Source organism: Acinetobacter sp. YH12128, from assembly GCF_013418655.1.
Classification (GTDB): Bacteria; Pseudomonadota; Gammaproteobacteria; order Pseudomonadales; family Moraxellaceae; genus Acinetobacter; species Acinetobacter amyesii.
This window is the reverse complement of the sequence record NZ_VPBO01000001.1, coordinates 154539-171111: the sequence shown is the minus strand read 5'-3', so window position 1 is coordinate 171111 and position 16573 is coordinate 154539. Positions and strand designations below refer to the sequence as shown.

General features: G+C 40.1%; 16 protein-coding genes and 1 tRNA gene. 6 read left to right on the top strand and 11 right to left on the bottom strand.

The window, feature by feature from the left end; translation table 11 throughout:
* Nucleotide 1: 1 nt before the first annotated feature.
* The 7 genes from FTU64_RS00880 to FTU64_RS00850 form a co-directional block, all read right to left on the bottom strand.
* Nucleotides 2–2128 (bottom strand): type I secretion system permease/ATPase, encoded by a 2127-nt coding sequence (locus FTU64_RS00880; RefSeq protein ID WP_180054464.1) that lies wholly within the window; start codon nt 2126–2128, stop codon nt 2–4.
* On the bottom strand, nt 2125–3648 hold the full coding sequence (locus tag FTU64_RS00875; protein ID WP_180040100.1) for a TolC family protein: 1524 nt from the start codon (nt 3646–3648) through the stop codon (nt 2125–2127). The genes FTU64_RS00880 and FTU64_RS00875 overlap by 4 nt, the downstream gene beginning before the upstream one ends.
* A gap of 166 nt (nt 3649–3814) precedes the next feature.
* Nucleotides 3815–4558 carry an LPS export ABC transporter ATP-binding protein gene (gene lptB / locus FTU64_RS00870; RefSeq protein ID WP_180040050.1) on the bottom strand — a complete coding sequence of 248 codons (744 nt, stop codon included), beginning with the start codon at nt 4556–4558 and terminating at the stop codon, nt 3815–3817.
* Entirely contained in the window at nt 4558–5124 is a 567-nt protein-coding gene (gene lptA, locus FTU64_RS00865) for a lipopolysaccharide transport periplasmic protein LptA (protein WP_180059071.1), read from the bottom strand. The genes lptB and lptA overlap by 1 nt, the downstream gene beginning before the upstream one ends.
* Nucleotides 5114–5656, bottom strand: coding sequence for an LPS export ABC transporter periplasmic protein LptC (lptC, locus tag FTU64_RS00860; RefSeq protein ID WP_078188761.1), 543 nt, complete (start codon nt 5654–5656; stop codon nt 5114–5116). The genes lptA and lptC overlap by 11 nt, the downstream gene beginning before the upstream one ends.
* Nucleotides 5657–5691: 35 nt before the next feature.
* Complete coding sequence (locus FTU64_RS00855) at nt 5692–6231, bottom strand: HAD family hydrolase (RefSeq protein ID WP_078188762.1); 540 nt, start codon at nt 6229–6231, stop codon at nt 5692–5694.
* Between the two features lie 4 nt (nt 6232–6235).
* Nucleotides 6236–7213 (bottom strand): SIS domain-containing protein, encoded by a 978-nt coding sequence (locus FTU64_RS00850; protein WP_180059102.1) that lies wholly within the window; start codon nt 7211–7213, stop codon nt 6236–6238.
* Between the two features lie 356 nt (nt 7214–7569).
* Here FTU64_RS00850 and cysS point away from each other — a divergent pair, with 356 nt between their 5' ends.
* The 3 genes from cysS to FTU64_RS00835 all read left to right on the top strand — a co-directional run bounded on the left by cysS (nt 7570) and on the right by FTU64_RS00835 (nt 11817).
* On the top strand, nt 7570–8991 hold the full coding sequence (gene cysS / locus FTU64_RS00845; RefSeq protein ID WP_180059070.1) for a cysteine--tRNA ligase: 1422 nt from the start codon (nt 7570–7572) through the stop codon (nt 8989–8991).
* A gap of 62 nt (nt 8992–9053) precedes the next feature.
* A tRNA-Gly gene (locus FTU64_RS00840) sits at nt 9054–9129 on the top strand.
* Nucleotides 9130–9717: 588 nt separating this feature from the next.
* Complete coding sequence (locus tag FTU64_RS00835) at nt 9718–11817, top strand: TonB-dependent siderophore receptor (RefSeq protein ID WP_180059069.1); 2100 nt, start codon at nt 9718–9720, stop codon at nt 11815–11817.
* Between the two features lie 85 nt (nt 11818–11902).
* On the opposite strand, the gene FTU64_RS00830 is transcribed toward FTU64_RS00835, so the two are convergent.
* Nucleotides 11903–12178, bottom strand: coding sequence for a hypothetical protein (locus FTU64_RS00830; protein WP_078193570.1), 276 nt, complete (start codon nt 12176–12178; stop codon nt 11903–11905).
* 417 nt (nt 12179–12595) lie between these two features.
* On the opposite strand from FTU64_RS00830, the gene FTU64_RS00825 reads away from it, so the two are divergent.
* Entirely contained in the window at nt 12596–13303 is a 708-nt protein-coding gene (locus tag FTU64_RS00825) for a glutamine amidotransferase (RefSeq protein ID WP_180059068.1), read from the top strand.
* Nucleotides 13304–13369: 66 nt separating this feature from the next.
* The gene (locus FTU64_RS00820) at nt 13370–13999 is read left to right on the top strand and encodes a LysE family transporter (RefSeq protein WP_111883787.1); all 630 of its coding nucleotides are present in this window, start codon (nt 13370–13372) and stop codon (nt 13997–13999) included.
* An 81-nt stretch (nt 14000–14080) separates the two neighbouring features.
* On the opposite strand, the gene FTU64_RS00815 is transcribed toward FTU64_RS00820, so the two are convergent.
* Entirely contained in the window at nt 14081–14677 is a 597-nt protein-coding gene (locus tag FTU64_RS00815) for a YceI family protein (RefSeq protein ID WP_078188771.1), read from the bottom strand.
* Nucleotides 14678–15149: 472 nt separating this feature from the next.
* Between FTU64_RS00815 and FTU64_RS00810 the strand changes: the two genes are divergently transcribed.
* Nucleotides 15150–15485 (top strand): hypothetical protein, encoded by a 336-nt coding sequence (locus FTU64_RS00810; RefSeq protein WP_257222162.1) that lies wholly within the window; start codon nt 15150–15152, stop codon nt 15483–15485.
* Nucleotides 15486–15551: 66 nt separating this feature from the next.
* On the opposite strand, the gene FTU64_RS00805 is transcribed toward FTU64_RS00810, so the two are convergent.
* Complete coding sequence (locus tag FTU64_RS00805; protein ID WP_180059067.1) at nt 15552–15995, bottom strand: GNAT family N-acetyltransferase; 444 nt, start codon at nt 15993–15995, stop codon at nt 15552–15554.
* A gap of 188 nt (nt 15996–16183) precedes the next feature.
* The gene (locus FTU64_RS00800; RefSeq protein WP_078188774.1) at nt 16184–16399 is read right to left on the bottom strand and encodes a hypothetical protein; all 216 of its coding nucleotides are present in this window, start codon (nt 16397–16399) and stop codon (nt 16184–16186) included.
* Between the last annotated feature and the right edge of the window lie 174 nt (nt 16400–16573).

Sequence of the window (16573 nt, the reverse complement as noted above, 5' to 3'; positions counted from 1 at the left end):
TTTAAGCCCCAGCTACTTTTTTCTGAGCATTCTGATTCAGAATTTGATCACGAGGCCCATCCATGACAATTTTACCTTCATTCACCACAATAATGCGGTCAACCAACTCAAGTACCGCACGGCGATGTGTTGCTACCACCATAGTTCGGTTTTGTAAATAACCTTTTAAATGATCGATCAACTGCTTCTCAGATACGTCATCAATGGCTGCTGTAGGTTCATCAAGCAATAAAATATTGGGTTGACGAATCAATAAGCGTGCAAGCAACAAAGCTTGGCGTTGACCGCCAGAGAAGCCTACACCACCTTCTAAAATGATATGGTCTAGCCCTTCTTTTTTCTCTTGAACAAAGTGAATTGCACCCGTAATTTTCAGTACTTCAATCAATTGTTCATCCGTAGCCAGCGGAGCACCCAAGGTCAAGTTTTCACGAATCGTACCATAAAATAACTGTGAATTTTGGTTCAATAGCCCCATATCACGGCGTACATCTGCGGGGTCAATTAAAGACAGCTCAATCCCATCTAATTTAACTTTGCCTTGTACTGGCGTTTGCATACCCGATAACAATTGGAGTAGCGTCGACTTACCAGCACCGTTACGGCCCAAAATTGCGATTTTTTCTCCAGCCTTAATTTCCAGTTTTGGAATTAAAAGACTTGGACGTGGGTCATCTTCACCATACTTAAATGACACACCATTGAGTTCATAATGACCATTAATTGATGGTCGATGAATAAGATGAGAATAATCCGGTTGATCGACAGGTTTCTTCATGAGCTCATCCAGACCGGCTTTTGCCACTTTAGCCTGTTGTAAACGACCTAATACCCCTGCCAGTGCAGAAATCGGTGCCAACATTCGTGAAGACAAAATCGAACAAGCCACCAAAGCACCTGTGGTCATTTCACCTTTCATCACAGCAAAACAGCCGACAAGTACAACAATTGCAAACGTTAGACCCTGAATTTTTTGCGTCCATGCCGACATTAAGCCCACAATTTTACGTTGACGCATGCTGACATCAGCAGACACTTCATTCATGTGGTTCCATTGGTTTTGGAAACGTGATTCAGCACGAAGTAATTTGATATCCTCCATACCTTGCACAGATTCAACCAATAAGGCATTACGAATCGAAGACTCGCGCATACCCATTTGTGCAAGTTTAGCCAATGGTTTTTGCGCCAAAATCCCTGGAATAATCATCAAAGGAACCACCAACAGCATAACCCAAAATAGATTGCCGCCAATTAACCAGAAGATGAACAGGAACAAGAAGAAAAACGGTAAGTCGGCAATCGCAGTAACAGTCGTCGAGGTGACCATTTCGCGTACCCCTTCTAATTCACGAATCTGTGAAATAAAAGTACCTGTAGATTTTGAGCGTTCGCTATTTTTAATTCTTAATGCATGACCAAATACACGATCTGAAATTTTCAAATCGGCACGTTTACCAATAATATCCGACAAATAAATTCGTGAAACACGTAATGCAAACTCAAATATCGCTGCAATTAACACCCCACCCGCAAGTACCCATAAAGTCGGCACAGATTGAGATGGAATGACACGGTCGTACACATTCATTGAGAATAAAATGGTGGCTAGGGCCAAGATATTTGCCATTAATGAAGCAAACATAATGTCGATGTAGCGTTTCCAGTCTTTTAAAACGATCGACCAGAACCAATTTTTTTCAAACGGCTTGATGTATTCATCAACACGTGCATCGGGTACAGATGACTCTGGACGCAGAATATATATATTGCGAACGCCATGGCTCAATCGTTCAATAGAGAAGACTTGAGATAAACCTTCATCTCCGCTCAATTGGACACTGGCATTACCGTCTACGTCGATGCGTTCTACCACACCCACTTCACCACTGATAAACTCAACCAATACAGGTAAGCGCCATGGATTGAGCAGATTTATGTCGTATTTGTTTTTACGAACACTTAATCCAATTTGGCGTGCCATAACTGCGACCAGTTCATCGGCATTTTTGTGTTGATCCCAATCCAACTGCAACCGTATACGTTCTTCAGAGGGTTCAATTCGATAATGCTTTGCAATATTCAGAACCGCTTGTAGCCACGGTTGATAATTTATTGTATTACTCATGGCTGAACTTCAAACCCCTGAATAGATATATTATTAAGTTCATAGATATTTCGTGAACGCCCTGTCACTTGGATGTACTGTGCAAGTGCTGAGTAGATATCATATTGCGATGTCACAATTTCTTGTGCGGCACTATGTATGGCTTGCTCTGCATTCAGTAGATCGACAACCGTTCGAGTGCCTAATTTATATTGTTCTTGATACAGCTCTTTGGTTCTTACCGTTGTTTCACGGCGCTGCACCAATATCGACATTTGACGCTTTTTATTTTCGATTTGTTCACGAATCATTCGGACTTGATCAATCACATCCAAATACACTGTATTTACTTGTGCTTTTGCTGCTTCTTCTGCATAGCTTGCGGCACGTGTTTGCGCTGCAATTGCACCACCTTGGTAAAAATTACTGGTGGCTTCCAACATGATTGAATTATATAAACCATCATCTTCATCATTATTTGGATTACGGCCATTCACCGCCTGACTCAGACTGCCTTTGACATTGAGGGTTGGATAAGCACTTAATTTTGACTGTTGCTTTTGCAGTTTGGCAACTTGAACTCCAGCCTGTGCTTTCATCATGCTCGGAATCATCTTGAAGTCCGGATCCTCATATAAAGCCGCTGCAGTTAAGATCCGATCGGGTATCACCCAATTGATCTGACTTACATCAAAACCTAACAAGGTACGAAGTCGCTGTTGGTACTGTCGAAGTTGAGTTTCTTGCACAATTAAATTTGATTCCGCAGCTTCTAAATTTGACTTGGCTTGAATAGGGTCTGCTTGACTACTGATCCCTGCGGTTGCACGTAAATTAGCAATCTCAGCAATCCGACTCACACCGGCAATTTGCTGCTGCGCAATTTTAGCAACTTCTTGATATCGTTTAATGTTGATAATGGCATTTGCAACATCAAAAGAAACTTCATCTAAATTTACAAGTACATTAGCCTGCTCTTGTAACATTTTTGCTTCTTCGATACCGACAGCACTTTTGGTTTTACCAAAGTCATATAACATCTGCGTCGCATTTAAAGATACCAACTGACGTCCACGCTCGCCTTTAGTCAGATCTGCAGTGCTCAATCCACCTGAAATTTGGGGATAATATGCAGCATTCGCTAGGTCAATATTAGCGTTTTGCGATGCGACTGTAGCAATACTTTGTGTGATTTCTGGACGTCTTTGGACGGCGATATGTATCGCATCAATAAAACTTAGATTCTTCGCTACTGTGTTTGGATTATAGCTGCCTTGTTGTGTTCGACCATAAGCAACGGCTGGCATTTCTTGGACACGTGAGGTATCTAAATTATATTTACTGAGTTCGGTGATGTTAATTTTTTCGGCAGAAGGTTTAGGCTTATTAGGTAAAAAAATCTTATCTAATGTCTTTTGAATGGTACTTTGTGCAGTGCTAGTATCTGCTGCATACACTGAACCAATGGAAAAGGGTAATAATAATATACAAAAGAAATTACACTTATTTTTACGCGGACGCCCAACTTCTGGACCATTCATCTTTCGTAATCGCATGATTTTTGCAGGTCGTATTTTTAGTTTAAAGTATACTGAATTCTTGTTAATTTTTTAGATTAATCGCTCAGTTTTTGTCATTTCAGACAATAACATAAACCCGCTGAATGAAACTAGCGCCATTCAACGGGAAATTTCTTATATTATTCAATTAAACGATAAAATCATCACCAAGATAAACTTTACGTACCGTTTCATCTGCAAGGACTTCTTCTGGAGTACCTTCTGCAATCACTGAACCTTCGCTCACGATATAAGCATGCTCACAAATCGCAAGGGTTTCACGCACATTATGATCTGTAATTAATACGCCAATACCACGATCTTTCAATGTTCGGATAATGTCTTTAATATCACCCACTGAAATAGGATCGACCCCTGCAAAAGGTTCATCTAGCAACATAAATTTAGGGTCTGCCGCTAACGCACGCGCGATTTCCGCACGACGACGCTCACCACCCGACACACTCATACCAAGAGAATCTTTGATGTGTGTGATTTTAAAGTCGGCAAGCAATTCCGTTAAACGTTGCTGACGTTGTTGCTTATTTAGATCTTTACGGGTTTCTAAAATCGACATGATATTTTCAGAAATGGTTAATTTTCTAAAAATAGATGCTTCTTGAGGTAGATAACCAATACCTTTACGTGCGCGCTCATGCATTGCTAAGTCAGACAAATCAAGATCATCTAAATGAATCTCACCTTTATCCATACGCACTAGACCAACGACCATATAGAAACTTGTGGTTTTACCTGCACCATTTGGACCAAGTAAACCCACAATTTGACCACTTTGCATGCTAAAGGACACATCCTTTACCACCCAACGCTTGCTGTAGTTTTTGGCTAAATGTTTAATACATAAAGTTTGAACTTGCGAGGTTTGCTCCATTAATCACGTGCTCCTGGGAAGGACTTAGTGCTTGACGGTGGAATTACGATCTGTACACGACCCGAAGAAGATCCAGATTTATTTGGTGTACCCTCAGCAACGATGTCACCTTTATTCATACTGTATTTCAGGCTATTACCCCGAATACTTGCACCATCTTGTTGTAACAAAGCACCACCTGTCATGGTGATAATACCCGTTTCAGCATTGTAGACAATTTTCTGAGCTTGGCCTTTTGCATAGCCTTTGGCAGGGTCAGTTTTTTGTTGGAAATGTGCTGGCCCACCCGTTGCTGTAATCGTACTGATCTCTTTTTTGCTGTTTAAGTTCGCAACGATTGAGTTTGCCTGAAGCTTCATCGAACCCTGTTCAATGATGACATTACCGGTATACGTCGTAATCCCGGTTTTTTCGTTAAATGTTGCACGATCGGCAACCAATGAAATCGGTTGATTACGATCTGAAGGCAAAGCAAAAGCTGCAACCGAACATATCGCCAGTGAACCGAGTAGCACTGTACGTTTTAGGAAAGTTTTTGCAGTTTTTCGATTAAAATTATGGTTCATACTTTCCTCGAATATTAAAAAATTCGTATTGACCGTCGTTTAAATTTGCTTTTAAACCTTGGCTGACAAATTCGGCTTGTGGTGAAATCACCGTTACAGTCTTGTCCGTTTCTATTTCACGCTGTTTTGGAAAAGCAGTTAGTTCCTCAGTACGAAACTCCATTTGCCCTTCACGCATCAATTTTGTTGCAACCACATTGTCACTCAGCACGACTTTTTGGTTATCGTCCATACCATTGGCTTGTTTGGCAAAAAACGTGGCATCGACAGCACCATCTTGATAGGTCGATGCTTTCAGATTGACCAAATGAGACGTTTGCTTTTGCAAATCCTGCTCAAGTCGATCGACTTGCGCACGAATATGCAATTTTCCCTGCTCATCAGTCTGCGTCAGGTTAATGTTTTCAGCTGAGTAAGTCATACTTTTCGAAGAGTCCGCCTGAAGCTTATTACCCTTTCCACCGAAATAATAAAAACCACCGCTTACTGCAGCAATGACCACAGCTGTCACGTATAAAACTTTAGTATCCATAAGCGGAGATTCAATCCAATGACTGCATCAATTTATTAATAAGGTGCACTTGCATATTTTTCAAGTAGTTCCTGGTATACACCTTTAGAAACTAAAAGCATATCGCAGATTTCACGAACAGCACCACGTCCACCCATCGCCTGCGTAACAAGATCTGCACGGCGACGTACTTCTAAATGTCCATTTGGTACGGTCACTTTCATCCCCGCAATAGCAAAGGCTGAAAGATCGGGCCAGTCATCGCCCATATATAGGCAATCTGAAGGATCAATACCGAACTGTGCGCAGGCTTCAGTCAAGGCAACGCCTTTATCTTCACGACCTTGAAAAACCAAGTCCACACCTAAGTCAGACATGCGTTTTTCAACAATATTACTTTTACGGCCAGTAATAATAATGACTTTGATACCCGCTTTTTGCACCAACTTCATGCCCAAGCCATCACGAATATCAAAAGATTTGATTTCATCGCCACTATTGGTCAACGTTACAAATCCATCACTTAAAATTCCATCTACATCCAGTACCAGTGCTTCTATGTGACGCGCTTGTTCTAGCAATACATACGATGCCATTTTCTTAATTTACCCCAGCCTGAATCAGATCATGCATGCTGATAATCCCAATCACTTTATTGGCATTATCAACAACTACAAATTGTGTAATTTTCTTTTCGTTCATACGTTCTAAAGCATGTACCGCGCGTTCTTCTTGTGAAATCGTCAACGGATTTTTAATCATCACTTCTGAGACTTTCATATTCACATCAAAGCCTTGCTGTTTATCAATCAAACGACGTAGGTCACCGTCGGTAAAGATACCCAATAAGGTATCGTTTTCATCGACAATCGTGGTAAGACCCAAACGCTTATTTGAAATTTCGTACAGAACTTTATTCATTGGTGTCTCTGGCGACACTTTGGGTAAGTCTTCACCTGTATGCATCAAATGTTTTACATGCAATAACAAACGTTTACCCAACGCTCCAGCAGGATGAGAACGTGCAAAATCATCTGAGGTAAAGCCACGTGCATCCAATAATGCAACTGCAAGGGCATCACCTAAGGCTAATGTTGCAGTGGTACTTGAGGTCGGCGCTAGACCCAAAGGGCATGCTTCTTGAATATTACCCAAGGTCAATGCGACATCGGCATTTTGTGGCATTGGGCCTTTATTGTCGCCACTCATGGTAATTAAAGGAATGCCCAAATGTTTAATCAACGGCATGAGCATCATAATTTCATCACTCTTACCTGAGTTTGAAATTGCAATGAGCACATCACCTTTAACTAACATGCCCAAATCACCATGTCCAGCTTCACCTGGATGCATGAAGAAAGATGGCGTACCTGTCGAGGCAAACGTAGCGGCCATTTTACGACCGATATGCCCCGATTTGCCCATACCAGTAATCACTAAACGCCCTTTGCACTGTAAAATGATTTCGCAGGCTTGGCTAAAACGATCATCTATTTGCGTCGCTAATACTTGTAAAGCATGCTCTTCAATACGCAAAGTTTCTAATGCGACTTTCTGAAAATCGACTTGATTCGGCATATTTGGTGGATTCAAAGTTGTTATACCTTAAGCCGTGAGAGGTGCGCTCTCACTTTCAAAATAAAAAATTTTCACAATTTTATCATATCTATGCAATTAGCACGTTTCCAAATGTATAAGAATTCATGAATTATGCAGAAAAGATGCATTTCTTCTTTTTTATCTTAGGAACAGATAAATTGAATTCAACTCTCAAATGAAATTCAGCCCGAATCAAATGAGCCTTCAACTTCTTTTTCCAGCAGTACAATTACATCAAGCATTAAAAAATATCTGCTTTTTTGGGTTTTAACTTTATGAAAAAAAATGCTTAGGTTAAGATGAGCCATCTTTCGGTAGAAACAATTTGAAGACCTATGCAACCTTTTGTTCTATATAACTCAGAGCAACGTAAAAAAGTAGAATTCGTACCTCGCAAAGAAGGACATATCGACATGTATGTCTGTGGAATGACTGTGTATGACTACTGTCATATTGGTCATGCTCGAGTTATGGTTGCATTTGACTATATTATCCGTTTCCTGCGCAGTCAGGGCTGGAGCGTTAAATACGTTCGAAACATTACCGATATTGACGATAAGATCATTGCCCGTGCCAATGAAAATGGCGAAAGCATTACTGCTTTAACCGACCGTTTTATAAAGGCCATGAACGAAGATGCTGCCAATTTAGGTTGTGCAGCACCTGATGAAGCACCACGTGCAACAGACTATATCGATCAAATGCAGAATATGATTGGTAGCTTGGTTAACAAAGGTACAGCATATCCATCTGCAAATGGCGATGTTTATTTTGAAGTTGAAAAGTTTGCCAAATATGGTCGTCTTTCGGGTCGTAAACTTGACGATATGCAGGCTGGTGCTTCTGAACGCGTTGATGTAGAAGTAGAAAAGAAACATCCTTTTGACTTCGTGCTTTGGAAACATGCCAAAGAAAATGAACCTTCTTGGGCTTCGCCTTGGGGCAATGGCCGTCCGGGCTGGCATATTGAATGTTCAGCGATGTCGACCTGCTGCTTAGGTAACCATTTTGATATTCATGGTGGCGGTTCAGACTTAACTTTCCCGCATCATGAAAATGAAATTGCGCAATCTGAGGCATCTACTGGCGAACAGTATGTTAATTACTGGATGCATGTCGGCTTTATTAATGTCGATGGCGAAAAAATGTCGAAGTCTTTAGGTAACTTCTTCACTATTCGTGATGTCATGGATAAATTCCACCCTGAAGTGATCCGCTTCTTTATTGTGTCATCACATTACCGTAGCCCAGTAAACTTCTCTGACACTGCTTTAAAAGAAGCGAAAAATACCCTTTCCCGTTTCTATCATTCATTTAAAGCGTATCAGCAAGTCTATGGTGAAAAAACCGTAGAAACTTTGGATGATGCTTTAGTTGAGCGCTTTAATGCCGCTATGCGTGATGATTTCAACACCGCAGAAGCAATTGCGGTATTGTTTGAAGTCAACAAAGAATTGAACCGTGCCGTGAAAGATGAAAATGCTGAACAAGCGACTGTGTATTATTCGACATTGCGTCACTTGACCAATATTTTAGGTTTGGTGCAACACAATGTGGATGATTTCCTGAAATCTGATATCGGTCAGGAAGCATTAGGCTTATCAGAAGAACAGATTGAAGATTTAATTCAACAACGTAAAGATGCGAAAAAAACCAAAGAATTTGCCAAAGCAGATGACATTCGTCAATCTTTGTTAGATCAAGGGGTTGTTCTGGAAGATACTCGTCAAGGTACTATTTGGCGCCGTGCTGATTAATTGAGCAAACAGAAGCATAGAGAGTTGACAGTTGTGTGAAATTCTCTATAATTCACCTCATTGCGGGAATAGCTCAGTTGGTAGAGCATAACCTTGCCAAGGTTGGGGTCGGGAGTTCGAGTCTCCTTTCCCGCTCCAGAATACGAAAAACCCTCATCGAAAGATGAGGTTTTTTTTATGTCTAAATTTTTCTTCAACGGCTTATTTTTAGATTTATTTACTCATGTTATGCACATAAAAGTAATTTCGCATTTAGGGATTGAATAAAGAGATTAGCCTTCGGCTGGAGGTACTCTTACGAAACGTTGTTTTTCATTCGGCAAAATGAGATGCGAAGCTTCGCAAGGAAACCATCTTGCGGTGCAATGCACCTCACCAACAAAACTCGTTCACTACCGTCAAATTATTCAACGTATCGCAAAAACATTTTTGATTAGAAGTCGTCCTGTCTCAAACAATTGCGCATGACATTACCGCGTATCTTTATTATTTGAAGCAAAGTACGCTTCTGATGCTACTGCGTCACCTCAGTTATTTATTATATTGTAGCGACGTTAATAGGCCTTAATTTTCCCCCAACGAATAAGGCTTCCCCTATTGCCACACGACCTTTCACCTACCTGTTAAAAAATAATCTGATGAAATGCTCATCTCGCCAATTTTCCTCAATTTTTCTCCATAATTTTCCGTTATTCTTTGCCAAAATTACATTTGGACAACCAAATAATGCACGGCGCGCACACTACACTCAAACTGACCAGCTTAAGTTACGCATTACTTACGATCTCAACATCAATTTGGGCCGCAGATACTGTTCAAAATCCGCAAGAATCTGTAGCAGTTCAGCAAATGGAAGCTTTAACATTTGAAGTTCCGACAGCAAGCACTAAGCCCAAAGACCCAGATATCAGTGCTGTCGCAAAAACCATTGTAAGCCGTGATGAAATGTTGAAATTTGGCGATCAGTCAATCAATGATGCGCTGCGTCGTGCTGCAGGGTTTCAACTCCCCGGTGCTGGTGGTGGTCCACGTGGTGGTGCAGGTGCTGGCGGCATGCGTTTTCGTGGTGGTGGCGCACCCGTGTTCTTAATCAATGGTGAACCTGTACAGGGTGGTCCTCGCGGCGGCATGTCAGTTGTTGATAGCATTACACCCGAAATGATCGAACGCCTTGAAATCACAAAACAACCGAGCGTCGCTCAAGGCTCGGTTGCATCATCTGCAGTCATCAATATTATTTTAAAAGAACCATTGAATGGCACGCGCTTGAGTGGATCTGTACGTGCTGGTTATGGCCTAACCAAATCAAATACACGTGAAGAAGAACGTACAAATTTAAACTTTCAAATGGATGGCCGCTCGGACCCTTGGATCTATAGTTTATCTGGGAGCCAAATGTGGAATGATTCAGATACACTCACCCGTACACAAGATGCAACAGGAACGAAAACCCAGAAACGCATCACCAATCGTACTTCACAGATGTTAACTCCTCGTGTTGAATATCAGCTTGATGATCAACAAAAACTGGTCGCTGAAATGTTTTATCGCAACAATGAAAGCGAAGGTTCAAGTGGCTCCCAAGTCCAAAAAGATAAAAATGACAGCATTCGTCTCAACACACGGTATGAGCGTAAAGACCAAGGAAATTCAGACAAAATTCGCTTATCTATCGAACAGCAAAATGAAACTGAATTGACAGAATTTAGAGATTCTCAATCGTATATTGACGAACAAATTAATGAATATGGCTTAGGCTACGACGGTGTCCGAAAGTTCGACTCAAAACGGCAAATAAAATTTGGTACCGACCTACGTAGCAATGAACTTGAAAGCAATATTGCAGAGACCTTAAATGAACAATTATATGCTGCATATGTCGAAGGTAGTTGGAGATATACGCAGCGCCAAACATTAACTTTAGGTGTACGCCAAGAGTGGATTGATCGTTCAGGTTTAGTGGATTATCAAGATCAGCATTTGAGTCCTGTATTAGCACACCGTTTTGACTTTAATGACCAATGGTCACTTCAAACCAATTTGAGTCAGGCTTTTAAAAACCCACGTAGCAATCAATTGATGCCGACTGTTTCAGTTTCTACAGATAGCGATGCAGGGACACTAAACAACCCTGACCGTGGTGGTAATCCTGACTTACGACCTGAAACTATTAATGCTTACGAAACAACCCTAGGCTATAACACCCCTGCTGGCGGCGTTAATGTCACAGCCTATTATCGAGAAATTAACGACTATATCGAAAAATCAATTCAGTCTGAAAATGCTGCAGGTGGTCGTTGCGAAACGGGAAATACAGATTGCCGTTTTGTCGAACGCCCATATAACCAAGACAGTGCAACCACCTATGGTGTAGAAATTGCAGGTCGTTATGCCCTAAAACAAACTGAAAACGGCCATTCATTTATGTTGAGTGCTCAGCTTTCAACTGTACGTGCAAAAATTGAAGAAGCTGACGGCTCTGACCGCTTGGCAAGCGATGTTGCACCGTATACCGCAAGTGCTGGTTTATCATACAACTACCAACCGTGGCGTATTGCAACAAGTGTGAACCTCAATTACACCCCAGAATATACACGAGCGCTGAGTAACGAGCCGTATAATCGCACCAGCAATGAACGTGTCAACATGGATGTGAGTTTTACTAAACGCTTTGATCAAAATTGGTCTGCATCGGTCAATGCACGTAATATTCTCAGCTCAGATTATAAAGAAGTGTTAAAAGAACAAAGTTCTGGCGCGCTATACCAATCTCGTATCAATGAAGCAATTCCAAGCTTTATATTTACCTTAGAAAAGAAATTCTAAACCGTTTCTAATAGACTTCTAAGAGATTCAATATAAAAAACCGATACGGATATATATCGGTTTTTTATGCGTACACGACCGCAAACTAGCGCTCAATTGCCTTCAGCATTTTCGCAATTTTTAGGGTATGTTCCTTCTGTCCTTTTTTCTCTAAGACTTTTTGCTCAACCCACCATAAATATTCAAAAATTTCTGATTCACTTGAATCCTCTTGAATTAATTTAAAAATATTGGGCAAATAATCATCATACTCATCACGTAAAGCAGGAATACGGCGAATCCCTAACGGGTCCCATTCCTTTAATAAAATTTTATGTATCGCATGCAAGAGACTGGCATCTCGATTATGTTTTGACTGCATACAAGTTCCCTGGCTTATATTTTTTTACTTTTAAAATCAGTTATCTAATTATGTGATGATATTAAAAGAAAAATGAACTGTTGTTTGTCGAAGATTTCATCATACGCATCTCTAAACGCTTTTCCATTGGTTTTTCATCTTTTTTTTATACTAAACCAAAGCTTTATCTAAATTTCATGCACTTTTTCTCATAAATTTTGCCAATAAAGCCTTGCGGGATCCCTTAATTCACAGCACCAAAGTTTTAAATGCTAAGTTCTATCGTCGAACATAATCACTCAAAGAAAAAACAATCCGCTTCAACCAACTTCTATATTTATTTCTTTTCGAAATTGTGAAAAATTTACAGTTTTCCTTTTTAATCTCCGGCAATTTAAGCTACATTCTATTTTGAAATCTTAATCCTGAAAAATCCCTATGAGTACTGCATTAAACGAAACCATCTACGTCATTCAACACCTTGCATTTGAAGATTTGGGTTCATTGGAAGATGTATTTTACCAACTGGGTTATCGGGTGAGATACTTCGAAGCTGGAGTCGATGACCTGAGTAAAGCTATGCAACATACAGGGCTTACCATCATTTTGGGTGGCCCGATCGGAGTCTATGAAACTGATGACTACCCATTCCTACAAAAAGAAATAGACTTACTTAAAGTACGTTTAGAGAGTAAATTACCGACTTTAGGCATTTGCTTAGGTGCTCAGCTTATTGCGTATGCATTGGGCGCTAAAGTTTATGCAGGTCATAGCAAAGAAATCGGTTGGAGTTCCCTAGCGCTTGAAGCCATTACTCACAATATTTTAGCGCCATTAGATCAAGTACCGGTACTGTATTGGCATGGCGATACCTTTGATTTACCTGCAAATGCACAGCTACTCGCCAGCTCGGCAATTTATCCAAATCAAGCGTTTAGCTATGGGCCCAATATTTTAGCCCTACAGTTTCATATTGAAGCAGAAGCACAGGCCATGGAAAAATGGCTGATTGGGCATACATGTGAATTACATAAAGCACAAATTAACATTCCAAATTTGCGCATGCAAAGCCAACAACAAGCACCTCATTTAGAACGTGTTGCTCCCCTTATTTTGCAACAATTTTTACAACAGCTTGAGCTTTAAAACAGCTATTAATTTAATGCTAAATGGCTTATAACGGTTGCACTTCAAAACGTATAAGCCATTAGAATGACTCCCTTACTCAGCATTGCGCTCATCCACTTTTTTGCTCTCATCAGCCCAGGCCCAGACTTCTTTTTTGTCACTCAAAGTGCTATTCGACAATCCAGATCACATGCATTATTTGCCGCATTAGGTATATCACTTAGTATTTTAGTTTGGTCAATTTGTGCAATAAGTGGCTTACATTTTCTATTTCAAAAAATGGCTTGGTTACAACAATGCCTCATGATTTTGGGTGGCTTATATCTTTTATATTTAGGCTCTCAGTTATTAAAATCTGCATGGAGTAAAGACCTCGGCACAATAACGAAACCAACCGAGCAAGCTGTACAGAAAAAATCGCCTTTGACGCTGTTATTCCAAGGTTTCTTGACCAATATGGCCAATCCTAAAGCATTGGTTTATTTCACTAGTGTATTTTCCATTGGGATCAGTGCAAAGGTCAGCATTTTTGATCAAAGCTCTTTATTGGCTTTAGTCTTTATTGAAAGTTTGATTTGGTTTGCATTGGTTGCGGTCTTATTCTCAGCACCTAAAATGACCCATTACTATCAAAAATTTAGTAAAAAAATTGACGCCATTACCGGTGGAATTTTCATCAGTTTTGGCTGCCTATTGCTGCTCAATCGCGATTGACCACTCATCAAATACTCATCTACGAGACATAAAAAAGCACCCAAATGGGTGCTTTCCTAACTTAGCTGAGGAAGCTAAATCTTATTTCGCTGCTGCCTTTGCTGTAGACACAGCCGCTTCAGTCGTAATATTTACCGTAATTTTGTCGCCTACATTTGGTACATATGCACCGACACCAAATGCTGAACGATCAAAAGAAGTCGTTGCATTAAAACCAATCGTTTCCGCCTTAGTCATTGGGTGAACGGCTTGCTTGTTCAATACAGCATCCAATACCACTGGTTTAGTCACATTTTTAACTGTTAAATCACCCGTGATTTTGTATTTAGTTTTGCTGATCGCTTGAACTTTTGTACTTTTAAACGTGATATTTGGATATTTTTCAGCATCAAAGAAATCAGCTGTTTTTAAATGATCATCTAATGCTTTGACATTGGTATTTAAGCTCGATAATGGAATCGTCACATTCACAGACGAATTTGCAGGTTTTGCATTATCGACATTGATTGTCCCTTGAATGTCACTAAAGTTTGCAGAAGGCGTTGAGAAACCAAAATGATTCCAAGTAAATACTGTTGCGGTATGAGTAGGATCAATTTGATAGGCAACAGGTTTTGCCATAGAAATTGTTGTAACTGATGCTACCGCCAAACCGATTGTTAATGCTTTAAAGTTCATGTTTTTATCTCACTTTCGAATACCATTAAGTCTATAGATTTTTAGCCGTATTACAGCTTTAAAGATAAAACGTTTTGTTGCATGTTTAGAACGATAGTTTTGTAAAATCTGTAGCAGCATCTACAACCACTCTCAATTATTAAATTTTCCATATATTTCAAATAATTATTCTTTTCAAGCTACTCCCCGACGATTTATCCTAAATTTAGGAAACATCAACCTATCTGAGTCGTAGGTTTTCTAAACAAATCCACTTAAGATTTTTAGACATCATAAAAATCTGAGTACCCAAAAATGACAGAACAATCGCTGGCTATTGAAAAAGCCTTAAACACTAAAACTCCCAAAGATGTCGTTTTGGCATTTCTTATGAATACTTCAAAAGAACTCGTCGAAAATGCAACTCAGCTGCTGGTTGCAGAAGACGCGGCGTATGTTTCCTTAAACTTCAGCAACCCAGAACTTAAACAAATTGAGCCGTGGGCTGGGTCTGGAACAGGTAGAGACATTTATATATACCTTTGCCAATGTCGGCACTTACTGGAATATCGATGAATTTCATATCACGGATATGATCGCTGAAGATGAAACTGTAGCTGTATTTGGTCAATTCACCTACACCTCAGTCTATGCAAAAAATACTTTCACCTCGCCTTTTTCAATTAAAGCCAAAGTTCAAAACGGTTTAATCAGCTTTTTCCAATTTATGGAAGACACCTACGCCTCAGCATCATCATTCCGCGTAGGTGGAGAATGGATCATTCAGCAAGAAGCCGACTCAGCTAAAAACTTTAAAGTTTCAGCTTAAATGCTCAGATCCAGCAGCTCTTCACGCAAGAGCTGCTGTTCATTTAGAATAGCCTTTTACATTGAGTTAATGACAGCGATATTGGATAAATCCTGTTTTTTTCGCGATTTGATCATACAGTTTTTGCGCAGTTTCATTATCCTGATGCGTAAGCCAATACACACGGTCACACTGCCGCTGATCACAATATTCTTTCACTTTCGCGATCAGCGCCTTGCCGATGCCCTGCCCGCGATAATCTTCATGGGTATATAAATCCTGCAAATAGGCATAAGGCTGTAATGTCCAGCAGCTCTCATGTTCAATGACATGCACAATCCCAACTACTTGATGATCAATCACAGCTGCAAAGCCATACATATGTTCGCAGTCAGCAGCATTTAACCTGTGCCACGTTCGCTCAGTCACTTCATCTGGCACCTGACTTTTATAAAATTTTAAATACAGCTCCCAAAGCGGCTGCCATTGGTTTTTTGAAATTTCTGTTAAATTTTTAATCTGTATTTGCACGTTTGATGTCTTTTTTAAATGAGCACTGGATTTTTATAACTGAAATAAAGCTTCATGTGTTTAAAACACTTTATTTAATGCGCTCTTTTTTAGTCTTGATAAGTCTTGGATGGACTTTTTCTTATCCGTTTTATAAATACGATAGGCAAATAAAAAGCCCGAACAATCGGACTTTTTAACCATTTAGCTTATAGCTTCTCAACCAAAATGCGGTCAACCTGCTTCAAGCCTGTATGCTTTTCATGGTTCTTACGGCGAATCTTAATCACTTTGTCTTCTTGCAAATCTTGCAGCATCAATTCTACTGCAACCATGGCTTCAAGCTCTAAGTCCGTGCCTATCCATTTCTGTTCACCAGCATCCATCAGTACAATTTCATCATTTATCTGATCGTAAAGGCTCATCGTTTCCTCACTTGGGGCAACATTGCACCCGTGGCTGAATACTGCATGAATGAATTAATTTTAAACCAATGCTTTAATTCATTCGTTACAAATCGTTATTTCACAATTAAAAATAAATTTAATCTCTGCAATAAAAAACGCCCCTTCTCTGGGGCGTCTTTATTACGGTTAATC